Annotated in this window: 25 protein-coding genes; 10 read left to right on the top strand and 15 right to left on the bottom strand. The window is 57.0% G+C overall.

Annotation, left to right across the window (positions count from 1 at the left end; all coding sequences use genetic code 11):
* The first annotated feature begins 20 nt into the window (after window positions 1-20).
* The 9 genes from ribD (at window position 21) to ribA (ending at window position 6,860) form a co-directional block, all read left to right on the top strand.
* Window positions 21-1,139, top strand: a complete 1,119-nt coding sequence (ribD, locus tag G533_RS0116145) for a bifunctional diaminohydroxyphosphoribosylaminopyrimidine deaminase/5-amino-6-(5-phosphoribosylamino)uracil reductase RibD (protein ID WP_027950862.1) — start codon at window positions 21-23, stop codon at window positions 1,137-1,139.
* A 46-nt stretch (window positions 1,140-1,185) separates the two neighbouring features.
* Window positions 1,186-1,851: a riboflavin synthase gene (locus G533_RS0116140; protein ID WP_027950861.1), complete on the top strand. Its 666-nt coding sequence runs from the start codon at window positions 1,186-1,188 to the stop codon at window positions 1,849-1,851.
* 31 nt (window positions 1,852-1,882) lie between these two features.
* Window positions 1,883-2,986, top strand: a complete 1,104-nt coding sequence (gene ribB, locus G533_RS0116135) for a 3,4-dihydroxy-2-butanone-4-phosphate synthase (RefSeq protein WP_027950860.1) — start codon at window positions 1,883-1,885, stop codon at window positions 2,984-2,986.
* Between the two features lie 30 nt (window positions 2,987-3,016).
* A complete protein-coding gene (gene ribH / locus G533_RS0116130) occupies window positions 3,017-3,493 on the top strand; it encodes a 6,7-dimethyl-8-ribityllumazine synthase (RefSeq protein WP_027950859.1) in 477 nt (158 codons plus the stop codon).
* Between the two features lie 8 nt (window positions 3,494-3,501).
* Window positions 3,502-3,954 carry a transcription antitermination factor NusB gene (gene nusB / locus G533_RS0116125; RefSeq protein WP_027950858.1) on the top strand — a complete coding sequence of 151 codons (453 nt, stop codon included), beginning with the start codon at window positions 3,502-3,504 and terminating at the stop codon, window positions 3,952-3,954.
* The gene (gene thiL, locus G533_RS0116120) at window positions 3,954-4,874 is read left to right on the top strand and encodes a thiamine-phosphate kinase (protein WP_027950857.1); all 921 of its coding nucleotides are present in this window, start codon (window positions 3,954-3,956) and stop codon (window positions 4,872-4,874) included. Before nusB ends, thiL begins: the two co-directional genes overlap by 1 nt.
* Window positions 4,875-4,972: 98 nt before the next feature.
* Window positions 4,973-5,500 carry a phosphatidylglycerophosphatase A family protein gene (locus G533_RS0116115; protein WP_240472461.1) on the top strand — a complete coding sequence of 176 codons (528 nt, stop codon included), beginning with the start codon at window positions 4,973-4,975 and terminating at the stop codon, window positions 5,498-5,500.
* Between the two features lie 64 nt (window positions 5,501-5,564).
* Entirely contained in the window at window positions 5,565-6,191 is a 627-nt protein-coding gene (locus G533_RS0116110; RefSeq protein ID WP_027950855.1) for a retropepsin-like aspartic protease family protein, read from the top strand.
* Between the two features lie 69 nt (window positions 6,192-6,260).
* The gene (gene ribA, locus G533_RS0116105) at window positions 6,261-6,860 is read left to right on the top strand and encodes a GTP cyclohydrolase II (RefSeq protein ID WP_027950854.1); all 600 of its coding nucleotides are present in this window, start codon (window positions 6,261-6,263) and stop codon (window positions 6,858-6,860) included.
* 69 nt (window positions 6,861-6,929) lie between these two features.
* Here ribA and G533_RS0116100 read toward each other — a convergent pair whose 3' ends face one another.
* The 6 genes from G533_RS0116100 to G533_RS25390 form a co-directional block, all read right to left on the bottom strand.
* The gene (locus G533_RS0116100) at window positions 6,930-7,871 is read right to left on the bottom strand and encodes an Lrp/AsnC family transcriptional regulator (protein WP_027950853.1); all 942 of its coding nucleotides are present in this window, start codon (window positions 7,869-7,871) and stop codon (window positions 6,930-6,932) included.
* Window positions 7,872-7,875: 4 nt separating this feature from the next.
* The gene (locus G533_RS0116095; RefSeq protein ID WP_027950852.1) at window positions 7,876-10,080 is read right to left on the bottom strand and encodes a TonB-dependent receptor; all 2,205 of its coding nucleotides are present in this window, start codon (window positions 10,078-10,080) and stop codon (window positions 7,876-7,878) included.
* Between the two features lie 244 nt (window positions 10,081-10,324).
* Window positions 10,325-11,239 carry a polyprenyl synthetase family protein gene (locus G533_RS0116090; protein WP_240472460.1) on the bottom strand — a complete coding sequence of 305 codons (915 nt, stop codon included), beginning with the start codon at window positions 11,237-11,239 and terminating at the stop codon, window positions 10,325-10,327.
* Entirely contained in the window at window positions 11,236-11,487 is a 252-nt protein-coding gene (locus G533_RS0116085) for an exodeoxyribonuclease VII small subunit (protein ID WP_027950850.1), read from the bottom strand. Before G533_RS0116085 ends, G533_RS0116090 begins: the two co-directional genes overlap by 4 nt.
* A gap of 73 nt (window positions 11,488-11,560) precedes the next feature.
* The gene (locus G533_RS24845; protein WP_158413431.1) at window positions 11,561-11,719 is read right to left on the bottom strand and encodes a hypothetical protein; all 159 of its coding nucleotides are present in this window, start codon (window positions 11,717-11,719) and stop codon (window positions 11,561-11,563) included.
* A 626-nt stretch (window positions 11,720-12,345) separates the two neighbouring features.
* Window positions 12,346-12,972 (bottom strand): methyltransferase domain-containing protein, encoded by a 627-nt coding sequence (locus G533_RS25390; RefSeq protein ID WP_420835541.1) that lies wholly within the window; start codon window positions 12,970-12,972, stop codon window positions 12,346-12,348.
* A gap of 391 nt (window positions 12,973-13,363) precedes the next feature.
* Between G533_RS25390 and G533_RS0116070 the strand changes: the two genes are divergently transcribed.
* On the top strand, window positions 13,364-14,314 hold the full coding sequence (locus tag G533_RS0116070) for an IS5 family transposase (RefSeq protein WP_027950848.1): 951 nt from the start codon (window positions 13,364-13,366) through the stop codon (window positions 14,312-14,314).
* Window positions 14,315-14,619: 305 nt separating this feature from the next.
* Here G533_RS0116070 and G533_RS24080 read toward each other — a convergent pair whose 3' ends face one another.
* From G533_RS24080 to G533_RS0116030, 9 genes are all read right to left on the bottom strand, one after another.
* Window positions 14,620-15,687, bottom strand: a complete 1,068-nt coding sequence (locus G533_RS24080) for a glycosyltransferase (RefSeq protein ID WP_240472462.1) — start codon at window positions 15,685-15,687, stop codon at window positions 14,620-14,622.
* A 17-nt stretch (window positions 15,688-15,704) separates the two neighbouring features.
* Entirely contained in the window at window positions 15,705-17,159 is a 1,455-nt protein-coding gene (locus G533_RS22365; RefSeq protein ID WP_051230494.1) for a lipopolysaccharide biosynthesis protein, read from the bottom strand.
* 78 nt (window positions 17,160-17,237) lie between these two features.
* The gene (locus tag G533_RS0116060; protein ID WP_027950847.1) at window positions 17,238-18,002 is read right to left on the bottom strand and encodes a class I SAM-dependent methyltransferase; all 765 of its coding nucleotides are present in this window, start codon (window positions 18,000-18,002) and stop codon (window positions 17,238-17,240) included.
* Window positions 18,003-18,027: 25 nt separating this feature from the next.
* Entirely contained in the window at window positions 18,028-19,317 is a 1,290-nt protein-coding gene (locus G533_RS0116055; RefSeq protein ID WP_027950846.1) for an ATP-grasp domain-containing protein, read from the bottom strand.
* A 40-nt stretch (window positions 19,318-19,357) separates the two neighbouring features.
* Window positions 19,358-20,527, bottom strand: coding sequence for a DegT/DnrJ/EryC1/StrS family aminotransferase (locus G533_RS0116050; protein ID WP_027950845.1), 1,170 nt, complete (start codon window positions 20,525-20,527; stop codon window positions 19,358-19,360).
* A 388-nt stretch (window positions 20,528-20,915) separates the two neighbouring features.
* The gene (locus tag G533_RS22360; protein WP_051230492.1) at window positions 20,916-21,848 is read right to left on the bottom strand and encodes a glycosyltransferase family 2 protein; all 933 of its coding nucleotides are present in this window, start codon (window positions 21,846-21,848) and stop codon (window positions 20,916-20,918) included.
* A gap of 18 nt (window positions 21,849-21,866) precedes the next feature.
* Complete coding sequence (locus G533_RS0116040) at window positions 21,867-22,931, bottom strand: glycosyltransferase family 2 protein (protein WP_027950844.1); 1,065 nt, start codon at window positions 22,929-22,931, stop codon at window positions 21,867-21,869.
* Entirely contained in the window at window positions 22,901-23,827 is a 927-nt protein-coding gene (locus tag G533_RS0116035) for an NAD-dependent epimerase/dehydratase family protein (RefSeq protein ID WP_027950843.1), read from the bottom strand. The genes G533_RS0116040 and G533_RS0116035 overlap by 31 nt, the downstream gene beginning before the upstream one ends.
* Complete coding sequence (locus G533_RS0116030; RefSeq protein WP_205622636.1) at window positions 23,820-24,863, bottom strand: glycosyltransferase family 4 protein; 1,044 nt, start codon at window positions 24,861-24,863, stop codon at window positions 23,820-23,822. Before G533_RS0116030 ends, G533_RS0116035 begins: the two co-directional genes overlap by 8 nt.
* Window positions 24,864-24,869: the final 6 nt, after the last annotated feature.

Below are 24,869 nucleotides of genomic sequence, written 5' to 3'. Positions count from 1 at the left end.
CGGCGCGGCAAGGCACCTGCATGGCTGACACGGCGTTTGATACCCGCATGATGGCGCGGGCCCTGCAGCTGGCGCGCAAGGGCCGCTATTCCGCTATGCCCAATCCCCACGTGGGTTGTGTGCTGGTGCGCGATGGCCAGGTGATCGGCGAGGGGTTTACCCAGCCCGCGGGCGGCAACCATGCCGAGGTGGAAGCACTCGCGGCGGCCGGCGATGCCCGAGGTGCCACCGCCTATGTCACGCTTGAGCCCTGTAGCCACCACGGTAAAACGGGTCCCTGTACCGAGGCGCTGCTGGCAGCCGGGGTAGTGCGTGTGGTCGCCGCCATGCAGGACCCCAACCCGCAAGTGGCAGGCAGCGGCCTTGCCCGCCTGGAGGCAGCGGGCGTGGCCGTTGAATGCGGCTTGTTGCAGGCCGAGGCGGAGTTGGTCATTCCCGGTTTTATTGCCCGTATGCGTCGCGGGCGGGGGCGGGTGCGCGCCAAGCTGGCGATGTCGCTGGATGGACGCACCGCCATGGCCTCCGGCGAGAGCCAGTGGATTACTGGCGCGGCGGCCCGCCGCGACGTGCAGCGCCTGCGGGCGATGAGTTGTGCCGTGGTCACAGGCGTCGGCACGGTGTTATCCGATGATTGTGCGCTCACTGTGCGCGCGTCCGAGCTGGGGTTGCCCGCCGCACTGGCGACCCGCGCCGCTGCGCGCCAACCGCTGCGTGTCGTGTTGGACTCGCGGCAGCAGGCACCCGTCCGGGCGCGGGTCTTCAGCCAGGACGCGCCAACACTCTGGTGCCACGATAGCGCTCACACGCCGATGACAGCCGCGCCGTCCGCCTTTACCCAGCTGCTGCCCCTCGGCTGTGCGGACGGGGGGCTCGACCTCCAGGCGCTGTTTGCCGAACTCAACAGGCGGCAGTGCAACGAAATTCTGGTAGAATCCGGCCCCCGTCTGGCAGGTGCGCTGTTGCAATTGGGCCTGTTGGACGAATTGATCGTATATATGGCGCCCACACTGCTGGGCAGCACCGCACGGCCGTTGCTGGCGTTGCCATTGGAGGCCATGGCGGACAAGGTGCCGCTGCACCTGCGCGACGTGCGGCAGGTGGGCGAAGACTGGCGATTTACCGCCGTACCAGGCGCCTGAGGCGCGCGCCAGCAACCGGCGCGCGACACAAGACACAGGGCAGACTATGTTCACAGGAATCATCCAGGCCGTTGGGTCCATTGCCACGCTGCAGCCGGCGGGCGGCGACCTGCGCCTGCGGGTCCACAGCGGCAAGCTGGACCTCGCCGATGTGCAGCTCGGCGACAGTATTGCCACCAATGGCGTGTGCCTCACGGTGACCGAGTTGCCCGGCGATGGCTACTGGGCGGATGTGTCCCGCGAAACCCTGGACTTCACCACACTCGGCGGTTTGCAGCCCGGCAGCCGGGTCAACCTGGAGAAGGCCCTGACGCCGGCAAGTCGCCTTGGCGGCCACATCGTCAGTGGCCATATCGACGGCGTGGGTGAGGTGGTCAGCGCGGTAGAAGATGGGCGTTCCTGGCGCTACGTGATGCGCGCCCCGGATGGCCTCGCCAAGTACATCGCGCACAAGGGCAGCATCTGTGTCGATGGCACCAGCCTCACCGTGAACGCCGTAAACGGCGCGGAGTTCGAACTCAACATTATTCCCCAGACGCGGGCGGAAACCGTGTTCGCCGAATACCGCCCCGGCAGCCGGGTGAACCTGGAGGTGGACGTGATTGCGCGCTATCTCGAGCGGCTGGTGCTCGGCGATGCCGCCGCTGTGCCGGGCCACCAGGCGGGTGTTTCCCTCGCTACCCTGGCCGAAAACGGCTACCTGCGCGGCTAGCCGCGCACCGTCCCACAAGGATCGCAAAGGCATGCAGACAAACAGCGTAGACGAACTGATCAGCGACATTCGCCAGGGCCGCATGGTGGTGCTGATGGACGACGATGACGACAGCAACAATGAAGGCGTGGTGATGGTGGCGGCAGACCATGTGAGCGCCGCGCATGTCAACTTCATGGCGCGCCAGGCCCGCGGCCTGGTGTGCCTGGCGCTCACCGAGGAGCGTTGCCGCCAGCTGGACCTGCCGCCGATGGTGCCCGCTGCCCACGGCGAGAAATCCAACTTCACGCTGTCTATCGAGGCGGCGGAAGGCATCGACACGGGCATCTCCGCGGCGGATCGCGCACGCACCGTGCAGGCCGCCGTGGCGCCGCAGGCGGTGCCCGCGGATATCGTCCAGCCCGGGCATATTTTCCCGCTCACCGCATTGCCCGGCGGTGTGCTCACCCGTGCCGGCCACACCGAGGCCGCCAGCGACTACGCGGCGCTGGCGGGCCTGCTGCCGGCTGCGGTCATTGCGGATATTCTCACCCCTGAGGGCCTGCTGGCGGATGGTCCCGCGCTGGTCGAGTTTGCCCGCCAACACGATTTGAAAATAGGCACCATTGCCGACCTGATCCATTTCCGCATGGTTAACGAACGCACCATCGAACGCGTGCGCGACGGCGAGATTGACACCGTCTACGGTCGCTTTCGCCTGCTCGCCTACCGTGACAACACCGCGGGAGAGCTGCATCTCGCCCTGACCTGCGGCGAAATAACCGCGGACGAACCGACGCTGGTGCGGGTACATGTGGCCTCCACCCTGCGCGACCTGGTGGCAAGCCGTATCGACGGCCGCGCCTCCTGGCAGTTCGGCGCCTGCATGGCGCGGGTGGCGGAGGCCGGGCGTGGTGTCATCGTGCTGCTTGCCGGCGATGAAAGCGGCGAGCAGTTGCTCGACAGCATCGACATGGCGCTGGGCGAGGCGTCCTCCAGCGCCCGCGCGCTGCCCGATACCTACACCAAGGTGGGCCTGGGCTCGCAGATTCTGAAGGATCTGGGGGTGGGAAAAATCCACCTCATGGGCGCACCCATCAAGTACAATGCCATTTCCGGTTTTGACCTGGAAGTGCTGGAATACCTGGCGCCTTGACGCCCGGGCACACATGAACAAGGAACTCGCATGACAAACATCAAGACGATCGAAGGGGATTTCACGGCTGCCGATGGTCAATACGCACTCGTGGTCGGCCGCTGGAATAGCTTTGTGGTTGAGCACCTGCTTGAAGGCGCAATTGACGCCCTGCGCCGTCACGGCGTGAAAGAAGAGCAGATGACCGTGGTGCGCGCACCCGGTGCCTTCGAGATACCGCTGGTATGCCAGCGCGTAGCCAAACAGGGCGGCTTTGACGCCATTGTGGCGCTGGGTGCCGTGATTCGCGGTGGCACACCGCATTTTGAGTATGTGGCGGGAGAGTGCACCAAGGGCATCGCGCAGGTGAGCCTGGAGCACGGCATTCCGATTTCCTTCGGCGTGCTCACGGTGGATTCCATCGAGCAGGCAGTTGAACGCTCCGGCACCAAGGCCGGCAACAAGGGCGCGGAAGCGGCGCTGTCGGCGCTGGAAATGGTCAGCCTGCTGGGCCGGATCGGGAGCTGATTGCTGCCGTGAGCAAACAAGCCCGCAATACCCTGGCCGCCGAACGCCACAAGGCGCGGCACTACGCCATGCAGGCGCTGTATCAGTGGCATATGGCGGAAGCGCCGGTGAGCCAGATCGAGGCGGAGTTCCGCAGCGATTACGACTTCAATCACGTGGACCTGGAGTACTTCCAGGCCCTGCTGCACGGTGTGCCGGGCTGCGTGGATGAGCTGGAGGCAACACTCGCGCCGCTGCTCGATCGCAAACTCGACGAACTGGATCCCATCGAGCGCAGTCTTTTGCGCATGGGCATTTTCGAGCTGCAGCAGCGCATCGACGTGCCGTGGAAAGTGGTGATCAACGAAGCCGTTTCCCTGGCGAAGAAGTTCGGTGCCACGGACAGCCACAAATACATCAACGGCGTTCTCGATAAAGCGGCTCGCCAGTTGCGCAAGGCCGAAACCGACGCCAGCGCCTGATGCCGGCCGACGAATTCTCCCTGATCGCCCGTTATTTCTCCGCCCTGGGTGCCGGCCCGGCTGTAGAGCTCGGAGTGGGCGATGACTGCGCGATCCTCGCGCTGCAGGCCGGTGAGCGCCTGGCCACGTCGGTCGATACCGTGGTCGAAGACGTGCACTTCCCCGCGGACAGCCTGCCGGAGGACGTGGCCTACCGCGCCGTCGCCGCCGCAGCCTCAGACCTCGCCGCCATGGGTGCGCGCCCACTCGGCATGACCCTGGCGCTCACCCTGCCCGCCGCCGACGAACTGTGGCTGCACAGCTTCAGTCAGGGCCTCGCCGCCGCGGCGAGCGCCTTCTCGCTGCCGCTGGTGGGGGGCGACACCACTCGGGGCCCATTGACGATTACGGTTCAGGTGCTCGGTGCGCTGCCCCCCGGGCTGGCACTGACCCGCGGCGGCGCGCAGCCGGGTGACGGCCTGTATGTGTCAGGTACCCTGGGTGATGCCGCCGCAGGGCTGGCGGTGCTGCAGGGCCGGTATCGCCCTGGCCTGGACGCCGCCGAATATCTGGAGCAGCGTTTTTTCCGGCCCACGCCGCGGTTGGCGCTGGGTGCTACCCTGCTCAACACCGCCACGGCAGCGATCGACCTGTCCGACGGCCTGCTGGCGGACGCGGGGCATATCGCCGCTGCCAGCGGCGTGCAGCTGCATATCGACGCGCAGGCACTGCCCTTGTCTTCGGCTCTGCAGGCCCATCCTGACCGTGCGCAGGCGCTGGCCTGGGCGCTGGCGGGAGGCGATGACTACGAACTGTGCTTTTGTCTCCCCGCTGCCGTGCAGCCGCCAGCGGGCTGCAGCCGCATTGGCCAGGTGACTGCGGGGGAGGGTGTTGTGTGCCCCGGTTTTGAGCCGCTTGCGCCGGGCTATAACCATTTCTGAAACAGGCCCCGTGTAGCCTCGCGCGGCCTGCCGGTGCGCGGGAATGAAATCACCGGTTGTTCCAACGTCAAAGCACAGTAAACTGGGCGCTCGACCGCATGGATACACGTCCCATGGCCAAGTCTGCCGCTCCACCGCCCCCTGCATTGCTGCGCAACCCGGTGCAATTGCTTGCCTTCGGTTTCGGTAGTGGCTTGTCGCCGGTTGCTCCGGGTACGGTGGGCACGCTGGCGGCGGTGCCGCTGTTCCTGCTGGTGGATGCCGCACTCGCGAGCACTGCGTTCCCGCTGCTGTGGTACACACTGTTTGTGTTGGCAACGGCCGTCGCTGGCGTCTGGATTTGTGAGCACGCCAGCCGACAGCTGCAGGTGCACGATCACCCGGGCATTGTCTGGGACGAGTTTGTCGGTTACTGGATTACCATGTGGGCCATGCCCGCTGGCTGGATGTGGGTGGTAATCGGTTTTGTGGTGTTTCGTGTGTATGACATCGCCAAACCCTGGCCGATCGGCGCGCTGGACCGCAAGGTCGCCGGCGGTTTCGGCATCATGATCGACGATATTGTGGCGGGGATCATGGCCTGTATTACTGTGCATATCGCCCTCTGGCTAATGGCGGCCGGGTAGCGTGGTGAGCTGCGCCAGTCTCCGGCAATCCCGGCTCTCCGGTCCAGTCTGCAGGCACTGGTTGGTGCCAGTGGCGCTCCTGTTGCTGGCGCTTGCCAGTGGCCGCTTGCTCGCCGCTTCGGTGACCGTGGAAGCGCTGCTGCCGAACACCGCGGTGTTGATGATCAACGGCCAGCGCAAGACCCTTCGCGCCGGCGAGAGCTTTGACGGGGTGAAGCTGGTCAGTGCCGATGCCACTATCGCCCTGCTGGATATCAACGGCGCGCGCCAGCGTGTAGGGTTGAATCGCAATATCACCACCAACTACGTGGCGCCCGAGCGGCGCGAAGTGCAGATCCCGCGTAACGAGCGCATGCAGTACATTACCGGTGCCCTCATCAACGGCCGCAACGTGCAGGTGATGGTGGATACTGGGGCCAACGTGGTGGCACTCAATACGCGGCAGGCTGCGGCACTGGGCCTGGACTATGAAGCCGGCATGCCCTCGACGGTGGAGACCGCCAGCGGCGTGTCCGACGCCTGGGTGCTGAACCTGGAGCGGGTAGAGGTGGGGGGCATTCCAGTGGAGGGGGTGCGTGCCACGGTGGTGGTGGGTGACTACCCGACCACCATCCTGCTGGGTATGAGCTACCTGCAGCACGTGGAGCTGCGCGAGCGCAACGGCGTGTTGTCGCTATCCCGTGAATGGTAGTGCCCGTGCCCACACCCGCGGCGATTAAGTGCTAAACTACGCCCCTTTTTTTCGCCACCGGATTGCCCCGTGCCAGTACGTTACGTAGAGACCTCCCGCCTACCCACCGCCTGGGGCGTGTTCGATATCCACGGGTTCGAAGACCCGGATTCGAACAAGGAGCATATTGTGCTGACCATGGGTGATGTGGGCAGCGGTGAACCCGTGCTGGCGCGCATCCACTCCGAATGCCTGACCGGTGATGCCCTGTTCAGCCTGCGCTGCGATTGTGGCAACCAGCTGGAGGCGGCCATGAAGGCGGTATCTGAGGCTGGGTGCGGGGCCATCTTCTACCTGCGCCAGGAAGGCCGCGGTATTGGCCTGCTGAACAAGATCAAGGCCTACAAGCTGCAGGATGCAGGCGCCGATACCGTTGAGGCCAACGAACAACTGGGTTTTGGCGCCGATATGCGCGATTACTCCATTCTCGGCCCCATGCTGCGGCACCTGAAAATCAGCCGCGTGCGCCTGATGACCAACAACCCGCGCAAGGTGGCGGCGATGGAGGAAAACGGCGTCGAGGTGGTGGAGCGGGTGCCGCTGCACTGCGCGAGCAACCCGCACAATGAAAAATACCTGAAAACCAAGGGTGCCAAGCTGGGGCATTTGTTCACTGGCCACGGCGGGTAGGTGGTGGCCGCCTGACCCGGCGGTGTCACTGGTTACGATACCCCGCAGCACAGGGCACGCAACCTGCTGCTAGAGAATCAACCCCAACTCCGATTGGTGAGCAATCTGCTGCAGGCAGTGCGAGGGGGCCGTGCTCTTCACGCCGTCGATGGGCACGACTTTCTCGTGCAGTAACCCGGTCAGTTGCTCAACCTGCGTAACATTCAAGGCGCAGATCAAATCGTGCCGCCCCAGCGTAGTGGCCACAAAGCTGACTTCCGGGATGGTGGCCAGAGCCCGGCACACCGAGCGGCCGCTGCCGCCGTGTACATCAATACCGACAAAGGCCGCACTCATCGGGTCGTCGCGGTGCACCTGCAGATACTCAAAGCTGATCTGCCGCGTGCGCTGCATACGTTTTATACGGCTGCGCACCGCTGATTCGGAGGCACCAATCTCGGCGGCTACGGCACGATTGCTCTTGCGCGCGTTTTGACGCAGGCTGGCGACGATCCTGCGGTCGACCATGTCCAGCAGCCGGTGTTCACGAGGTACATCTTCCGCTGAATGGGCCTGGTAACCGCGCCGGAATTTCCACACATCCAGGGCCATGGCCGGGGTGACCCGTGCGATGCCCGCGATGCGCGGCAACGTCTCGGTGAGAAACGTGCTCACTCCCTCCCGGCTGGGCAGGGCTGCTACCAGCTCGATATCGTGCCGGCCCAGTACCACGTTCACCGTGAGTGCAGCGGGCAGCGCGGCAATGGCGTGCGCCACATCAAAGGGTGAGATGTGCTCCACGTTGATACCAATCAACAGCAGGTTCGGGTAGCCAGCGGCGTGCAGGTCCACCAGTGGGGCGAGACTGATAACGCTCTGCTCCAGCAGGCGTTCGATACGCCGTCGCACGGTGATAGGCGAGGCCCCAACCGTATCGGAAAGGGTTTGGGTGGGACGCCGGATGTCACCCTCGAGCGCCGCCATGATGGCGATGTCGAGGGCGTCCGGCTGGTAGGTGGAGACTGCGGTCATCCGGTCAGATACGCAGTGTGAGGCTCAGTTCCACCGTGCGTGGCCGGTTGTAGCTGCCCTCGAAGTAGCCGAAGAAGCCGCTGCCGTCAAAGCCCGAGTTCAGCACCCGCTTGTCACCCAGATTGGTGCCAATCAGGCCCACTTCCCACAGCTCGCTGGGTGAGGTGTAGATCAGGCCCGCACCGAACAGCGTATGGCCAGGCACCTGCAACACCGAGCTGTTCACCGCGTTGAGATAGTAGCTGTCGGTATAGCGCATATCCGCGCGGAACAGCAGGTCGCCCATTTCTCCGAGGTCGTAGTTGTAGTCGGCGGCCATATTGAAGGTCCACTCCGGGGTGTGCTTGAGTTCGGTGTTGGTGTAGTCGCCTGTTACATCCACCCAGCCATCGGAATCGTCATTCAGGTAACCCACGCCGGCCTGCAACTGGAAGGCCACGACGGGTAACCAGGTGGCTTCCAGCTCAACGCCCTCAATGCTCGCGCTGGAGGCGTTTTCCACGGCCACAGAACCGGCGCGTGTGATCAGCACCTGAATGTCCTCGTAGTCGTTGTAGAACACAGCGCCGTTCAACCGCAGGCTGCGGCCCAGCAGGTCCGCCTTGATACCGGCTTCATAGCCGGTGAGGATCTCCGGTTCGTACTCCTGCAGGTCCGCCGCGCTGCCGAAGGCGCGGCCGTTGTAGCCGCCGCTGCGGAAGCCACGGCTCACGTGGGCGTAGGCCATTACGTCATCGTTCAGCTGCCAGGAGGCGCCGATTTTGGGTGACGTGTTGGACCAGTCCTGGGAGCAGTCGAAGTAGGCTGTGGGCTCGTCAAATGCGCAGCTGCTTACCGGCACGCCGGGGATAGCGAAGACATGCGGCACACCGAAATCGTAGTTGCTGATTTGCTGAGTAAAGTCCTTTTCTTCTTCTGTATAGCGAATGCCGGCAAACACCTCCAGCTGTTCGGATACGGCATAGCTGACCTGCGCATAGGCGGCGTAGCTGCTGGTTTCCTGCCGGTTATCGAAGGATACCGACGTGCCCAGGCCCTGTATGATGATCAGGTCCGTCAAGTCGCGGGTATCTTCCGCAAAGTAGTACAGGCCACCAACCCATTCCAGCGCGCCGCTCGTGCCCACCAGCTGCAATTCCTGGCTGAACTGGTCGTGGTCCTGATCGTGAATGTCACCCGAATAGTTCAGTGCGCTGTTGTCGCCGTCGCGCCCGAAGAGTGCTTCGGTCTCGCGGTAGCCGGTGATCGACTTGAACTCCAATGTGTCGTTCACCTGCCAGGTATTGGTCCAGGTAATCCCCATGCCCTCAACGTCGTCGTTGGGCAGCGGGCCTTCAATGCCGGATACATCGATGTTGGCGTTCGGCGTGCAGCAGGGGTTGTCGGGGTTCAGCTGGTTCCACAGGTCACCAAACAGGGTGCCGTCCTGCCATGTCAGCATGACGTTGGGGTAGCCGGTCTGGTCCTGCTCGTGCCAGTCCACGGTCAGGGTGGACTCGAAGCTGTCGGTGGGCGCCCAGTTGAGGATGGCGCGTGCGGTCGACAGGTCGATATCGCCGGCATCGTCGCCGGGCCGTTCCTGCCAGCCGTCTGCCTTGCGCCGCAGGTAGGAGATGCTGCCTGACAGCGTGTCAGTCAGCGCCGTCTGGCCGTAGAACGAGACTTCGCCCAGATTGCGTGAGCCCGTCGCCAGGCCGAATTCCGCGCTGCTCTCCCCGGTAGGCTTGCGCGTGATGACACTGATGGCGCCGCCAATGCTGTTCTTGCCGAACAACGTGCCCTGCGGACCACGCAGCACTTCAATGCGTTCCACATCCGCCAGCTCCATATTGGCGCCAAAGGCTCGTGCGAGGTAAATACCATCCAGATAGAGGCCAACGGCTGGGTCAGTGGTGAGAATGAAGTCGAACTCACCCACACCGCGCAGGAAGGCGTTGACCGTCGAGCTGCCGCCACCGGTGCCTACGGTGAAGTTCAGGTTCGGTGTTTGGCGCTCGATGGCGGTGAGCTGATTGATGCCGGCGCGCGCCAGCTCTTCACCGGAGAGCGCAGTAATGGAAATGGGCGTGCGCTGCAGGTTCTCGGTGCGTTTGCGGGCAGTTACCACGACCTCCTCCAGCGCAGCGGCGTGGCCGAGCGTGGGCAATGTGGCGGCGGGGAGGCCGCTGGTAAGTGCGGCGATAGCGAGCATCAGGCGTTGTTTTTTCATGGCTGTTCCCCCATAGGGTGCGGTAGGCGTGTGTGGGCGAGCGTCTGTTGCGCTCTGATTGCATGTCTTCACGAGGACTTGCGGTTCTCAGCATGGTAGAGGTATCGGTTTGCGTCAACAAATAGCAAAAAAGAAACGCAAAGCAGTAATCGCTGGTTCAAAATGAGGCGCCGGGGGCGGTGTGCGAAGGGAGCGGTGGTTGCCTGGTTTGGCCCTCGGCGTTAGCCGGTAGCTCCGGGGATTGTCAGGCCTGGCGCTGGACGATATAGCGGGCGAGATCGCGCAGCGGGTTTGCATTGTCGCCGAAGCATTCGAGTGCCTCGAGTCCGTCGGCAAGCAGCGCATCTGCCGCGCTGCGCGCGCCCTCCAGGCCGAGCAGGCTGACATAGGTCGTTTTGCCCGCTGCGGCATCCTTGCCGCCGGTTTTGCCCAGGGTCGCCGCACTGCCTTCCACATCCAGGATGTCGTCAACGACCTGAAAGGCGAGGCCAAGGTGCGAGCCAAAGGCCTCGAGTGCTTCCTGGTCAGCGTCCGGCGCACCTGCGGCGATACCGCCCAGGCTCAGTGAAGCGCGAATGAGTGCGCCGGTTTTCAGTGCGTGCAGGCCCTGCAGTTCCACTAGCGCCAGTGGACTGCCCGTGGCCGCGATGTCCACGAATTGCCCCCCCACCATGCCGCCCAGGCCGGCGGCCTGCGCCATCACCGTGACCATCTGCAGCCGGGCCTCGGGGGATAGCCCATTGGCGCTCGCTAACAACTCGAAAGCCAGCGCCTGCAGGCCATCGCCCACCAGAATGGCCGTGGCTTCGTCAAAGGCTTTGTGCAGCGTGGGACGCCCACGACGCAGGTCGTCGTTGTCCATTGCTGGCAGATCGTCGTGAATCAGGGAATAGGTGTGCACCAGCTCCATGGCGCAGGCGGCGTCATCCAGCGCTGCAACATCCGTGTTGCCGCTACCCGCGGCTTGCGCTGCGGCGTACACCAGGCACGGTCGGATGCGCTTGCCGCCGGCTTGCAGCGCGTAGCGCACCGCGTCCTCCAGACCGGCCAGCGCGTTGGAGGCGCGCGCATCCTGCGGCTGAATGTGGCTCAACGCCTGCAAGCGCGCCTCGCAGCGCGCGCGGCCTTGCTCCATCAGGGTGTTCAGGGCAGGGGTCACTCTGTAGCGCCTTCCTCGTCCCCATCGTGGAAGGGGGTGGTAACGGGCTTGCCCTCCTTCTCCAGCAGCAGCTGCACTTTCTGCTCGGCTTCCTGCAGGGATTGCTGAGCCTGGCGGATAAGCTGCACACCCTGTTCGAAATCCTGCAGGGACTGTTCCAGGGACGTGTCGCTGTCCTCAAGGCGGGTGGTGAGGGCCTCGAGTTGGGTGAGGGTTTCGGCGAAGGTGGGGGGCTGCTTCTTGCTCATGGGGTCCCGGTTGGTGTGGATGGGGGGGGTAATGATACCAGCCGTTGCCTGCGGGGTGGGTAGAAAAGGTGGCTCAGGGCAATACATCCACGGCAACCGGTACATTGCCCATTCTCGGCATGCCCGTGTAGGGGTCGAAATCGACCTCGGTATTGAGCAGGCGCCCGGTATTGCTGCCGAGTTCCCGGAAGCGGGCTTCCTGGCCCGGTAGACCGCCAAAGCCATGGGTCATGGCGATTACGCCGGGTCGCAATGTGGAGTCTGGCTCCACATCAGAGGTGGTGGGATATCGGTAAGATAGAAGCCCAGAAAAATGCGTGGCGAGAAGAGTCGAGCGGGGGCCGACACCATGGTAGTAGGTGATTGAAACCGCCCTTGTCGCTGACGAGTAAAAAATTCGCGCAAATATGTAGTTCCCTCAGGATGAGTGGCACGACTTACTTGCTGCCTCTTTGCATCGAGTTTTCAAGTTCACAAGAGATTCTGGGTCTCACTTAAGACAAGGCCGCTACCGGTTGCTCTTAGATGCGGAATCGCGAACTTCCCTCCGCGCTCTATATTGTGGCCCATCGTGGTTGTGTGTGGCTTGTGAGTTCTTAATAGTGGGTCTCGCTTGGGGTTTGGCGGCTCCTGCCAAAGTCCGTAGACTTTTGTCAGCCCACCTACGAGTTCTAGCAGGCTCATAGCTGAGACTGTGGGTACATGTATGCGTGTCCAGCATTTTTCTTAAATCGCCCTCAAACTACGACTTGAATCTAGCAATTGCGAGCGCGTCATTGTTTCGCCAAAAACTATAAAGATAAAAATTACATTCTCAAGATAGGATGACCGAGAGCGAAACCAATGCCGGAGTTACGCTCACTCACGCCTTTCGAACAAGAAGAAGGGTTCATGCGGATTTACCCCGAACATTGATGCGTTTACGCTTGGAAGTAAACCGACATGAGTTGCAACAAGAGGGCTAAGGCCGACAGAAGAAAATCGTTTGATAATGTCGTTGCCGTAAAGTCGAAGGTGGTCCTCCTGACCGTAGACGATAAGGCGAGCCGAAGCTGAGTCGATGCCGTCATCTTGCCAAGTTATATTCAACCTTTCACTGAATGGAGTCTGCAAGATAGCCGCTCCTCCTACTCGCAACACTCTACAAATCTCTGATAGAGCCCTAAGATCATCACCTACATGTTCCAATACGTGGTTCGCTACGAGGAAATCGAAAGAGCAATTCGGATATGGCAGATCCAGTAGGTCCAGCGGCACGATGTCCGTAGTATATGGATACAGGTCAGCCTTCACATATGTATTCGGACTACACTCCGCGATACGGGCCGATAAATGACGCTCCGGTGCAAAGTGCAATATGTCCTTTCCACAAAACTTCGTGAATAGATCTGCGGCATTCAGGTAAAGAAACAAGTGCCGCTCTCTATCGTGGGCGCCGCAGTTGGGGCACTCGAAATTGTCGACGTCACTGCCTACAATCTTCATCTCCTTAATGAACGCCGATTCGTTGGAGCGGCCCCCACGATAAGGGAGAAATCGTCGAACGTTTTTGTCACAAAGGCAACAATAGAAGCTTCCGCCAGAGAATGTGCGCGCAATGAATCGCTCTATCGTGTGTAAGATGCTCATTGAGATGTCGCCCACTGCAAAAATATCCATATCTGTCTTCAACTCGATATTCTAGTTCATAAATTCTTGAGTGTACCTTACTATTGTTGTAAAGGCGTGCTTTCTAATATGCGGTAGAAGAATCAGATAAGTTTCTGAAAATCTCTTGCCAAGAAGACTCTGCGTAAGAGGGATTAGTTCTAAGGATACTCTGAATAAGTCTGGATTTTTGCGATAATACGCCTTGCCCCAACAACAGGATGTCAGCATGACCCAGATGACCTTCGCCGAGGCCGAGTTTGCCAACAAGAAGCGCAAAACCCGGCGTGAGATTTTTCTGGAACGCATGGATAAGCTTATTCCCTGGGCCAAACTGGAGAAGAAGCTCCGCAAGCATTATCCCAGGGGTGAGAATGGCCGTCCGCCTTACCCGCTTCCGACCATGCTGCGGGTGCATTGCCTGCAGTTGTTCTACAACCTCAGTGACCCAGCCATGGAAGACGCGCTCTATGAGCTTGAATCCATGCGGCGGTTTGCCGGCCTGCGGCTCTCGGAGAGGATTCCCGACGAAACAACTATCCTGAACTTCCGGCACTTCCTTGAGAAGCGTGGCCTGGGCCAGGTCATCTTCGATACCGTCAACCAGCACCTGGCTGATGAAGGCTTGGTGCTCAAGGAAGGCACCATCGTGGATGCAACGATCATCGCCGCACCGAGCTCGACCAAGAACAGCGACAATGCGCGCGACCCCGAGATGCATCAAGCCAGGAAGGGAAACCAATGGCACTTTGGTATGAAGATGCACATCGGCGTCGATGAGACCTTTGGCCTGATCCATAGTGTGGCGACGACTCCGGCCAATGTTAGTGACATTACCGTTGCGGATCAGCTTCTGCACGGTGAAGAGAAAACGGTCTGGGGAGATGCTGGATATACAGGCATTGAGAAGCGCGAGGAACACAAGGACCGCCCGGTCGACTGGGAGGTGGCCATGCGTCTCGGACGCCGCGCCCAGCTTCCCGAGAGCAGTCTGCTGCATGAGGTCGAGAGGATGAAAGCCAGTATCCGGGCCAAGGTCGAGCATCCGTTTCTGACCATCAAGCGGATCTTCGGCTACAGTAAAGTCCGCTACCGGGGCCTGCAGAAAAACCACAACCGATTGGTAGTGCTCGCAGCGTTCACCAACCTGCTGCGCGCCAGGCCCTACTTGGCAATATAGGGTTAGTGCGCCTGCTGCACGGGAATTACCCGGCAGCAAGGCGATTAGAACCCCGAAACTGGGATATTTATGACCAGAAATCACCATTTTGAACTCTGTGCGACTGAAATCATGCGTTGTTCAGAGGTTCCCTAAACGTAATTGGAGGAATCTATGCCGTAGGAAGTCTAAGTCAATGCGCAGGGGGGGTTAGAAATCAAATATCTTTAAAGTGTTCTTGGAGTTATAAATGTTCTTGTACCTAAAAAATGTATGTGGGCGCAACATGAAGATTGGTGCAGGCAAAGCGATGTTTCCGATAATTTTTAACTGTGTACCGGCTGGCGGTACCTCCAAGTCTCACTAGACCAAGTATAAGCTCTTAAGAATAAAACGAGCGTTCTTCGAGCTAAATTTACTTTCATGACCTGACTCATTATTTGTCGGCGCATAGGTTTTGTCGAGCTGGGGTTGTTCTCTTTGAGCCAGTGCCACGAACTATAAAACGCATTTTTGTTTCCAGCGAATAGCGAAAGCGATAATATTGTGCAATGTAGACTCGACAGCGCTAGCACCTGCTGTTCCTTATCTACATCGAAGAATGAAAAAAAATCGGATAGCATTGCTTGGTAACCAATAGCGATTTCAAGATGACGTTGTATCCCCGAGTTCATCACAGAGCCTGGAGCGCGTCTGTAAACGGATGCTGGGAAATCTAGATATCCAATTTTGCTAAAACCAGCGATGTACAGGCATTGAGGCCAATCACCTACTGGGTATTCATCATTCGGAAGCTCGCTGCAAAAAAATGCGTCGACTATGTCAGATCGTACGCACAGAGTGCACGTTTGTATAAAATTTCCGGACAAAAGCTCTTTAAATATTTCTTCAGATATCGACTTGACGCCGCCTGTAGACCGCTTTCTCGATCTCCTTCTCCAGCGGCCATATCGAAATATGATGTGATCATAGTCAGTGTAAACGGCTCCGTGTTCAGGGTGCATTCGCAAGAAATCGACTTGTATTTGTAGTTTTTTTTGATCCTGCCAATAGTCGTCACCTTCGCAATACGCGAGGTATTTGCCGCGTTTCGCAACAATCAAGCGTCTGAGGTTTTGCATCATCCCTATGTTCTTTGTTGAGGTAATAACTCGGATTATGTTCGGATACAAATCCCTCCATCTTGCTACAACTGCGAGACTGGAATCTGTAGAGTGGTCTTCCCCTATAAGTAATTCGAAATTAAAATTTGTCTGCTGAGAAATAACCCCTTCGATCGCCCGATCTAGGTATTCGGCGTGATTGTAAACTAGCATTATTACCGAAACTTCGGGCGATTCCGAAGGAATGGGCGAGCGCTGGCTCGTAGCTTCTTGAGTTAGGTTAATATCCATTAAAGTCACAATTTTTCCTATACCGCCGTTGTAGACGTATTGTCGCTGGCCCGTTTGAATAGGGTGACTCCGTCTAGGAAGGCGTCTAGCCGAAACGCCCATGCCGTCATCAGAAAAAAAGCAGCTCCAGAAACTGCCAAGATACCCAAGCGTGCTGGATCTGGTAACGCAACGATGCCCTCACCCAAGAAAACCAAGACCGCCATAACTGTAGCCAAGATAAATGTCGGCCATATATCACTTAGCTGTGATCTTGCTCCATATCCCAGCCGGATGCCGTTGAAATAACAATTAATAAAAATTGAGATAACTGAGAATATGGTGTAACTCCAAGCGACTCCGATTATCCCGTGCTGCAATCCTGCTATTAGCAATGCCACCCCAATAATCTTCTTGGGAATTTCGAGAAGTAGAACCGTTCTTGCGCCGCCTTGCGCCATAAGCGAATATATATTTATTACTTGCATCGGCCAAAAGGCGGCCCCGATGCAAAGGATTCGAAAGGGGCCAACAGCGGGACTCCATAAATCTCCGTAGATTGTGAGAATAACAGGCTCCGCGAGTGCTGCTAGTCCAAACATGCAAGGCAGATTAACTAACATCATGCCCCTAACTGCCGTCTTCATTCCACGCAGTAACCGTCGAGATTCACCGGCAGCCTCGGAAAAGATTGGCAACGCAACTCGACCGAACACGCTTGTCAGAAAGTTGAGAGGTAGCTGGTGTGTATGGTCCGCCCGCGCGTAGAATCCTAGCTCGCTAGTTCCGATGTATCGGCCAATTAGCACACTGTATGCTCGGGTATAAATTGTGTCTACGAGGTTTGCGGTAAGTACAAAGCCGCCGAAGCCGAAAAGCTTTCGCGCGGAGGCGGCGCTAAACTTAACCTGAGGTCGCCATTTATTGAATGCCCAAAGAAATGTTGTATTCAGTGAGGCCATCCCCAGAATTTGAGCTGAGAGCGCCCACACCCCAAACCCCTTCACTGCCATTATAATTGATACGGATCCAGTGCAGAGGGTTGCGAGGATTCCCGCGACTAACTGTGTTCGAAAGTTCAGTTGTTTCGTTAACAATGCAGTGTGAACACTACCCAAGGAGCTCAGAAATACGGTTAACGCTGCTAACACGGCCAGTTCACTCAATTCCGCGATATCAAAAATCAGAGGCAAGTAATCCGCGACCAGCAATATAAGAACTGCAAATGTGAAGCCAAGCCCGACATTGAGCCAAAACGCTGTGGATTCGTCGACATGATTAATGTCCTGTCGTTGTATCAAGGCCGTTGACATGCCACCGTCTACGATTACGCTAGCCACGCTAGTAAAAAACGCGAGTATCGCGACTACACCGAAATCTTCGGGGGCGACCAGTCTTGCAAGAGCCACAACGATGGCAAACTGTATGCCTTGACGTACGATGACGTCAGCGGCGCTCCACGCGCTAGCAGTGAATATTCGACTTTTTGTCATCAGGCTATACGCGGCTTTCTAACAGCGGACACAACTTCTCTTGGTTGCGCGGTATCCCCTGCCTCCCCGCTAAACGTCTCATTGGCTCAGTTGGTTTGATGGCCGGGTGCTGCAAACGGAGAAAAGAGAAGCAGAAATATCCGGGTACTCAAGCCCCAGGGTATATAGCCCTTCGATCTGCTGCGGGCCGAGGATTCCTTGCTCAAACATGGTGTCCATTTGGAAGTCGGCAAAAGGCTTCAGCATTAGCCCGCCCCGACTCACTTGAATTAGGCCCGCTGAGGAAATATCCTTGTCCAGCAGTATTCGGTCATAGACCCGGCGATGTCCGTGCGCAAGATCGTTTGGAGTTAGCGCGTATAGATCGTCGAGAATTCCCATATGCCTAGCAAGTTGACGTGACAATGCGCGAGCGTTGGGGACAACCAAAAAAATCAGGCCACGCTCCGTCAGAAACTTTGCAGCTCTCTCAAGCAACAGTACGGGATCACGCATGTGCTCAAGCACGTAGCTTATGAATATGCAGTCAAATTGACGTTTCGGTATATATTCTTCAAACAACGAGTGGATGAACGTAACATTCTTAAGATTGCGTCCGCGGGCTCGCTCCAAGAAATAGTTGGATCCGTCAACGACCGTAAGGTGTTCTAGCTCTTTCGAAATCAAGCTGGTCATGTAGCCATCGCTACAACCAAGTTCTAGCCCGTCCCTCATACCCCGTAAATGGGGGGCAAAGGCGCGGACTGCAAGTTGCTTAATTGTTCGTTCTTGATGACTTTCGCTCGTTACATAGGTGGTCGCAGCGCGGTTTAAAAACTCAGTTTCGTCGTCCTTCCGTTCCATATTTTCGTCCTGTTTCTAGGCGCGATTAATCGAAAAGCATTTCAATCATACTAAGATCAAAAGTCGGGATGTTATGTTTGTTGGCAACCTTTAGCCTTTCCGAAAAGCTGTCGTCAATGAAGATTGCGCGGTCAGAGCGAATGTAGTCCGATTTCTGGTGTTCTTGCGGAACGTGTATGACTTCATCAAATAATGTATCGAGGCGATAATTTTTCAACGAAGATTCCAGGTTGCCTTGGTGCTTGCTTATGAGTATTAGTCGTTTTCCAACATTAAAGGCGTGATAAAGGAAGCCAATAGCTTTGATGTTGACCTTGCCGTTGAGAACTACGGTGTCATCATAATCAATATAAACATGGTCATAAACCATATTGTGTCGAAAACGATTTTGCAGCGCGCGATCGATTTCGAGCTCTACGTTGTTTTGGATGATTTGTAGCGTTAATCCTTCGTGTTCAAATATGCTAAGTAGTGCGAAATTGACACCGAGCGCCCGGTGTAAAGCCATGGTGCCAGCGATTCTCGGCGCCACTTCCAATAGCTTCAGCGTCCCATTTTCGGCTCGTTTGATCTGAAAAAACCAAGCTCCACATAGCGCCATGTGGGCGTTTATAGATTCCGCGATCTCCCTTGCCTCAGAAAGCGGTACAGTGATAGAGTTTACAGATATTCCATTTCGAACTCTTCGGCGTTCCCGAGCTGCTGCAAAAAGTAGACCACTTTTTCTCGATGTAAAACAATCAACTGTAAATTCCTCCCCGGGGAGGTACTCGCAAATAATGGGGTCTTTAACGTTTGCAATCGCGCTCTTCAGTTCTTTGTGGTTTTCGACGACGGTGATGTCTACTGAGCCCTGTCCTTTGTCTGGCTTAACTAGAACCGGAAAGGAGTGGACTTCGGATTCATCTCTAAACATCGCTGGCACGGCGATGAAGTCTCTGAGATGGTTGTAGGTAGTTGATTTAGAGCGAGTAATTCTGCAGGTTTCTGGTGGTGACGAAATCACGCTAGCCCCTACTTCACCAGATCGTTCAGCCAAAGCGACGATAACATCGTCGTGTGCGGGGAATATGTAGTCTATTTTCTGTGTGCGACATATCTCGTTGAGCTCAATTAACCAGGTCTCTCGTGCGACGTTGGAAACTGTAAAATAATTTGAGAATGCAAATTTGCCAGGGTTTGGTGAATCTTCACCAGCTCCAAAGACCTCCATATTTCGAATACACTTAAGAGACTCTAGTATCTCCAGAGCTATTTCTGTCCCGGCAGGGAAAACAAGGACTCGCCGTTTAGTTTCAAGAAAGTCATTCTTCAACGTTTTCTACTCGGTTGCGTTCTACTCAAGAGGGAATTGACTAGATTCGTGACAGTATTCGGATTACGTCAGAGATTACCGTTATTTGAGCGCGCCGAATTAGAGGTCCGGCGGGCAAGACGATAACCCGTTCCGCTACATCGCACGTTACTGGCAGAGCCGAGTCCGCTACAGGATATTTCTCGCGGTATGGCAACATTTGGTGGCAGCCTGGCCAGAAGTACTTTCGCGCTAGAACATTCTCCGCGTGAAGAGCGGTCACTAGGTCGTCCCGATTAAACTGCGCGGACTGAGCCACTTCGAGTACAATATATTGGAAATTATTTTTTTCGTGTAGGTCGTATTGGCATAGTCGAACTGCAGATATTTCTGATAGTAAATATGCATATTCGTTGTAGCATCTTTCGTTTTCTTTGAGTACCTCTTGCATGTGGTTGAAGTTAGTCAAGCCCATCGCTGCGCAAATTTCAGTCATTTTCCCATTTGTGCCGGGATGAACTACGTTGTCATAGCCAGCGAACCCAAAGTTTCGCATTAGCCTTATTTTTTCAGCGATTTGGTCGTCGTTAGTAACTACAGCTCCACCTTCAAGCGTATTAAAGAATTTGGTCGCATGGAAGCTGAAGACTTCCGCATTCCCATAGTTTCCGATCATTTGTTTGTTGTAGCTACATCCGAACGCGTGGGCTGCATCGAACATAAGTTGCAATCCGTACTCTGTTGCAATCTCCTCAAGGGCCGAGATCGGCGCGGCCCGTCCCCATAGGTGAACGCCAATGATTGCTGTTGTTCTCGATGTAATAAGGCTCCGGACAGATTCTGGATCAAGGTTGTGAGTGACAGGGTCTATATCAGCAAATACGGGTTTAATGCCTTGCCAATATAGTGCGTGAGCTGTAGCTATGAAGGTATACGATGGCACTATAACCTCACCTGAAAGCTCAAGAGCTCTGATGGCAATTTCTAGTGCAACTGTTCCGTTACACACGGCGATGCAATGTTTAACGTCAAGATAGCACTTTACTTTCTCCTCAAACTCTTGCACTAGAGGTCCATTGTTCGTTAGCCACCCCCTATCCAGCATTTCGTTCGCATAATTGAGGAAGGTTTGTTTGCTTCCAATGTTGGGTCGTCCGACGTGAAGGGGTTCGACGAAGGCTGGCGGCGCTCCACCGATTGCCAAATCATCGTAGGTTTTCATTTTTTTCATACCGGCTTCTTCGGAATATAAAAACGGAATTTAGGGTTCGGAATCTCTTGACGCCTCCCCTGTCTTGTTTAGAAGGCCTTAACGTCAAGATATTGCGTTTAGTTTTTATGTTTTCACCAGCCCTCGGGCGACTCTCGAAGCAGAAGAGAGTAAACGGAGTTTTCGCCGAGGTCTAGGGGAAAGTCGATCAAGCCCGCTCCAAGCCGCGTATCATCTAGTTTGCGCCCGCACCTCTGTGTATGTTTCAAGCTGCAGCATGGGTCAAAGCTCAATTGTTGTTCCTAGATTTAGCGTTAAGGCCATGACCAGAAATGCCTTCGTGAGACGTTTAATTTACCGAGTATTCGCACATCAAAATGTCACCGTGTTTCAAAAACGAACTTGATTTTTAGTCCTTAATTTCGCGTTTCCCCATACGGTTTCTGATTCCGTCAAGAAGACCGCGAACTGCAGTTCCAGTGCTCTGGATTCGTTGGGGACCGAAGATGGTATGCGTATAGATTAGCCCAAGCGAATACCAGCTACTTCGCACTTTCCAGCGCCAGTCAATTTTTGGATCCTTGAGCAGTATGACGAAATTCCTCAATCGGTAGTAAATTCTTAAGGGACGATAGAGGCTTTCGTGCCTCCAGCCGAAATACCAAACTCGTATCGCGTCTTCTCCCATGCTTTGATACATCCTCGCTGGCCCGCAGCCGATAAGCCGGAACCCGAGATGCCTCGCTCGCATTCCCCATTCAATATCTACTTGATCAATAAAGAAGTCTTCACGCATCATGCCAACTTGTGTGAGCACCGAGGCTGGAATCAGGCTGCCCGAGGTTATTAGAGATAACGCTTCGACGTAAGGATCCTCTTCGCTGGGGATAGTGTGTGAATAGAAAAGCTTGCCTTCCTTCTGGCTCTGGAACGGGTAGGTCAACCCTGTGTAGGTATCGGTGTAGGTCGGACCGACAGCGGCTACTTTCCCGAGGCGGCGATGGCAGACGTCGTAGCATTTTTTGAGCGTGGCGACCATGTCTGCTGCAGGTAGGCTGTCTTGGTCGCTGAGCAGAACAAAGTCCATATCCGTCTTGAGCGCACGTTCACAACCTTCGTTCAAGGCTCTGGCGATGCCGAGGTTTTCACCAAATCGCGTGACGATACAACGCTCTGGGGCGGATGACTCTAGGCAGATCGATGCTAGTAGCTGGTTCTCCTCTCCAGGTGTGTTGTCGACCAGGAATACGGCGGCAGTTTGAGCTAGAAGTTGTTCGAGTAAAGGCGCGAGTTCTGCTCGCTTTGGATGGTAGGTGACTACAATGCTAGCGATACTTGCCATAAGAAAGTTTCTTTAGGACTAATGCTTGGCGTTTTGAGTTAATGTGGGGAATCCGTACTTGCGCAGCATAGCTAGTTTGTGTGGCAAAACACGGAAAGGGGCAGTGTAATTCAGAAGAGTCGCACCTCGTTTCGCTTGATGTTTCGAGCGTGCCGCGCCAATGACTGATCGCTCGACCGTTAGTTCCCGAAGAACGTTGAGGTAGATGTTGATGCCAGCTTTCAAATCCCTGCGTACTGTACTGAATATCAGCCCTTCTACTACCAAAGCAATGATGTGAATGGAGAGTAGCGGCCACATTATGATGGTTGGCGTCATGACGAATAAAGTGAACGTCTTGTTGCGCTCACTGAAGCGCCTTCTTCGGTAGTTGCTATTGAGTCTACCTTTGAGAGCTCTGTTGCCGCCGAAGCTGCTGCCTTGTTGATGGCGGTATCCGCTGCCCTGTACGGATTGGACCGGTAACCCGGCCAGACGAGCGGCACAGCATAAGTACAAATCCTCACCAATAGACCCAAACCAATCTGGAAACCCCCCTAAATCGAACCAAGTATCTCGGCCTATCCACAAACACGCCCCAATTACCATCGCCACCTCACTACGATCTGGGTCCAAATTGGGAACTGGGTTGTAGAAGGGGTCCAACAGGCATCCTAGGTCCACTAAATCACCGCTCTCCCAGTCATACTGCGGTAGCGTAAGAATTCCGGGCGTATTCTGCCCCGCGGCGGCCTCTGCCAGTGTGGCAAGTGCGTCGGAGAACAGCGCGGCATCGTTGTTCAATAGCAATACGTACTTCCCGTTCGCATGCTCTACCATGCGGTTGTTGGCCACACAAAACCCAACGTTATCGTGGCTGACAAGCAATTCAATTTGAGGGTAGTTGCTCCGCAGGAACGCCACTGAGTCATCGAGTGAAGCATCGTCATGCACGATGATCTCCACATCGAAAGCACAGTCCTGCGCCAGCACGGAATCGAGACATGCCGCGATCAACTCCGGGCCCTTGTAGTGGGCGATACAGACGGAGACCAGCGGCGCAGCAGGCCGCGTTAGAGCGCGGTAGTGTTCAACCACAGCCATGTTCGCTTGAGTCCCTCTGCCAGTGGCACTGCGGGCTGCCAGCCCAAAGTCTGGCGAGCGCAGTCCGCGCTGATGCTTACTCTGCTGGCATCCACCGCGCGGCCCGGTACATAGTTTCGTCGCAAGGCCTGGCCGCTGGCCAGCTCGGCGAGGCTGAGAAGCTCGTTGAGACTGACGCACTCGCGGCTGGCGGCGTTCAGTATTCGTACTTCGCTTGCTGATGCCTGTTTCAGTGCGGCGAGCGTCAGGTCTACAAGGTCGTCAATATACAGGTAGTCGCGCACGGCGGAGCCGTCTCCCCACACGGTCAGTGCCTCGTCCCTTCTGATGCAGCCGAGGGCTGTTGGCACTATGCCGAAGCCTGCTTTTTCTGCCTGGCCGGGACCGTAAACGTTGGAAGGCCTTATGATTGTTGCACCCCCACCAAACTGCCTTGCCCAGGCTCCAATGAACTGCTCTGCGGCTACCTTCGCCGCACCATGGTAGGAGCGAGGCCGCGGCAGGTCACTTTCACAAGAGGCCACCGCAGCCTGCTCGTCATAGATTGCACCGGCTGAGGAGAAATAGATGAGAGGTATGGAAGGGTGACTCTGCAACGCCTCAAGTGTAGCCATCAATGGCGCTAGGTTCTCGCTGATCTCTGCAGACGGCTTGCCAGCGCTGCTGCCCGGTGTGCTGCACGCAGCCAGGTAAACCACGGCGTCGACGTCGCCCAACGAGGCGGCCAGCTCGGAGGGGCTGCTGCAATCATTGGTAATCTGTTCGATACCCGGGAGGCTCGGGATGTGCCCGCCGCGCGAAACCGCCTTTACTCGTGTGCCTTGGAGGTTCAGCGCCTGGCACAGCGCTCTGCCAATGAATCCCCCAGCGCCAATGACCAGCACGTGGCTACGCATCAGAATCGCTCAGCAGCCCGTTGTATATTGTCAGATAGCGTCCGGCGCAGTCATCCCAGGTGCCGACTGTTTGCTTAACCCAGGTGCATGCGTTGCTCCCGCACTGCAAATTCAACGAAGTGTCCTCCAGAGCTTCGACACTCGCGCTATAGCTGGCAGGATCCCGGCACAGCGCTCCGGTATTTCCCGGTTGCACCAGGCCAGCATGGGCTGGCATATCGGAGGCGATAATGGGCAAGCCGGCCGCCATGGCCTCCAGCATAACTTGTGGGCGTCCTTCTGCGTGTTTGCTCAGTGTCACCAGGCCATGTGCTTTTGGGAACCAGTCCATGGCCAGCTGCTCTGGGGTGGCAGGGCCGTGATAATGCACCCAGCTTGGCAAAGCGATTTGTTCCTGCATAGGGCCGAGTAAATGCAGTTGGCGCGACTGTCCGTTAAATAGCGGTTCCGACCAATCGAGTAGCGGCCCCAGCTTATCCCGAGTCAGGCGCGTGACCGCCAGCCATACAGGTTGCTCTGGCGCCAGTTTTCGTTCGATGGCATACCAAACGGGGTCGATGCCAAAGGGAACCGGTTGAACGTGCGCAACGTCACCAAATGTACGCTCTAGAATGGGCTGCATCCACTCGGCATTGGGGCAGATGGCAACCTTGCGGTCACGCATCACGCGCCGCAGCAGCGGCTTTATCAGGGGTAGTTTGAGCAGCTTCAGATCCGTACCCAACACGGTAACCAACACGGGCTTGCCGTCCCTCGGTAGCGGCAGCGCGGTTTGCAGCCAGTTCAGGTGATACAGTTCCGCCGTGGTTTCCCTGCGATACGCGGCATGCAGCGAACGCAGCAGCTTCAAAGGTGCCAACAACGCGCTTGGCCGCAAGCTGCGCATAATGTGCGCAATGCCACCCGCCGCCATCAGGTCGCTGAGCGTGCGTTCCTCTGCTGCTGTCGGCACGTAGCGAACGTTATCGGGTAGCGGCCCTGGTGGGGACCAAACCGAAAGTTCTATGTCGGAGCGGCGAGCAAGCGCATCGACCATATGCCG

Origin of the sequence: Haliea salexigens DSM 19537, from assembly GCF_000423125.1 — a bacterium.
Lineage (GTDB): Bacteria > Pseudomonadota > Gammaproteobacteria > Pseudomonadales > Halieaceae > Haliea > Haliea salexigens.
Note: the sequence above shows the minus strand (reverse complement) of the source record. Positions and strands in the feature narration are given on the sequence as shown.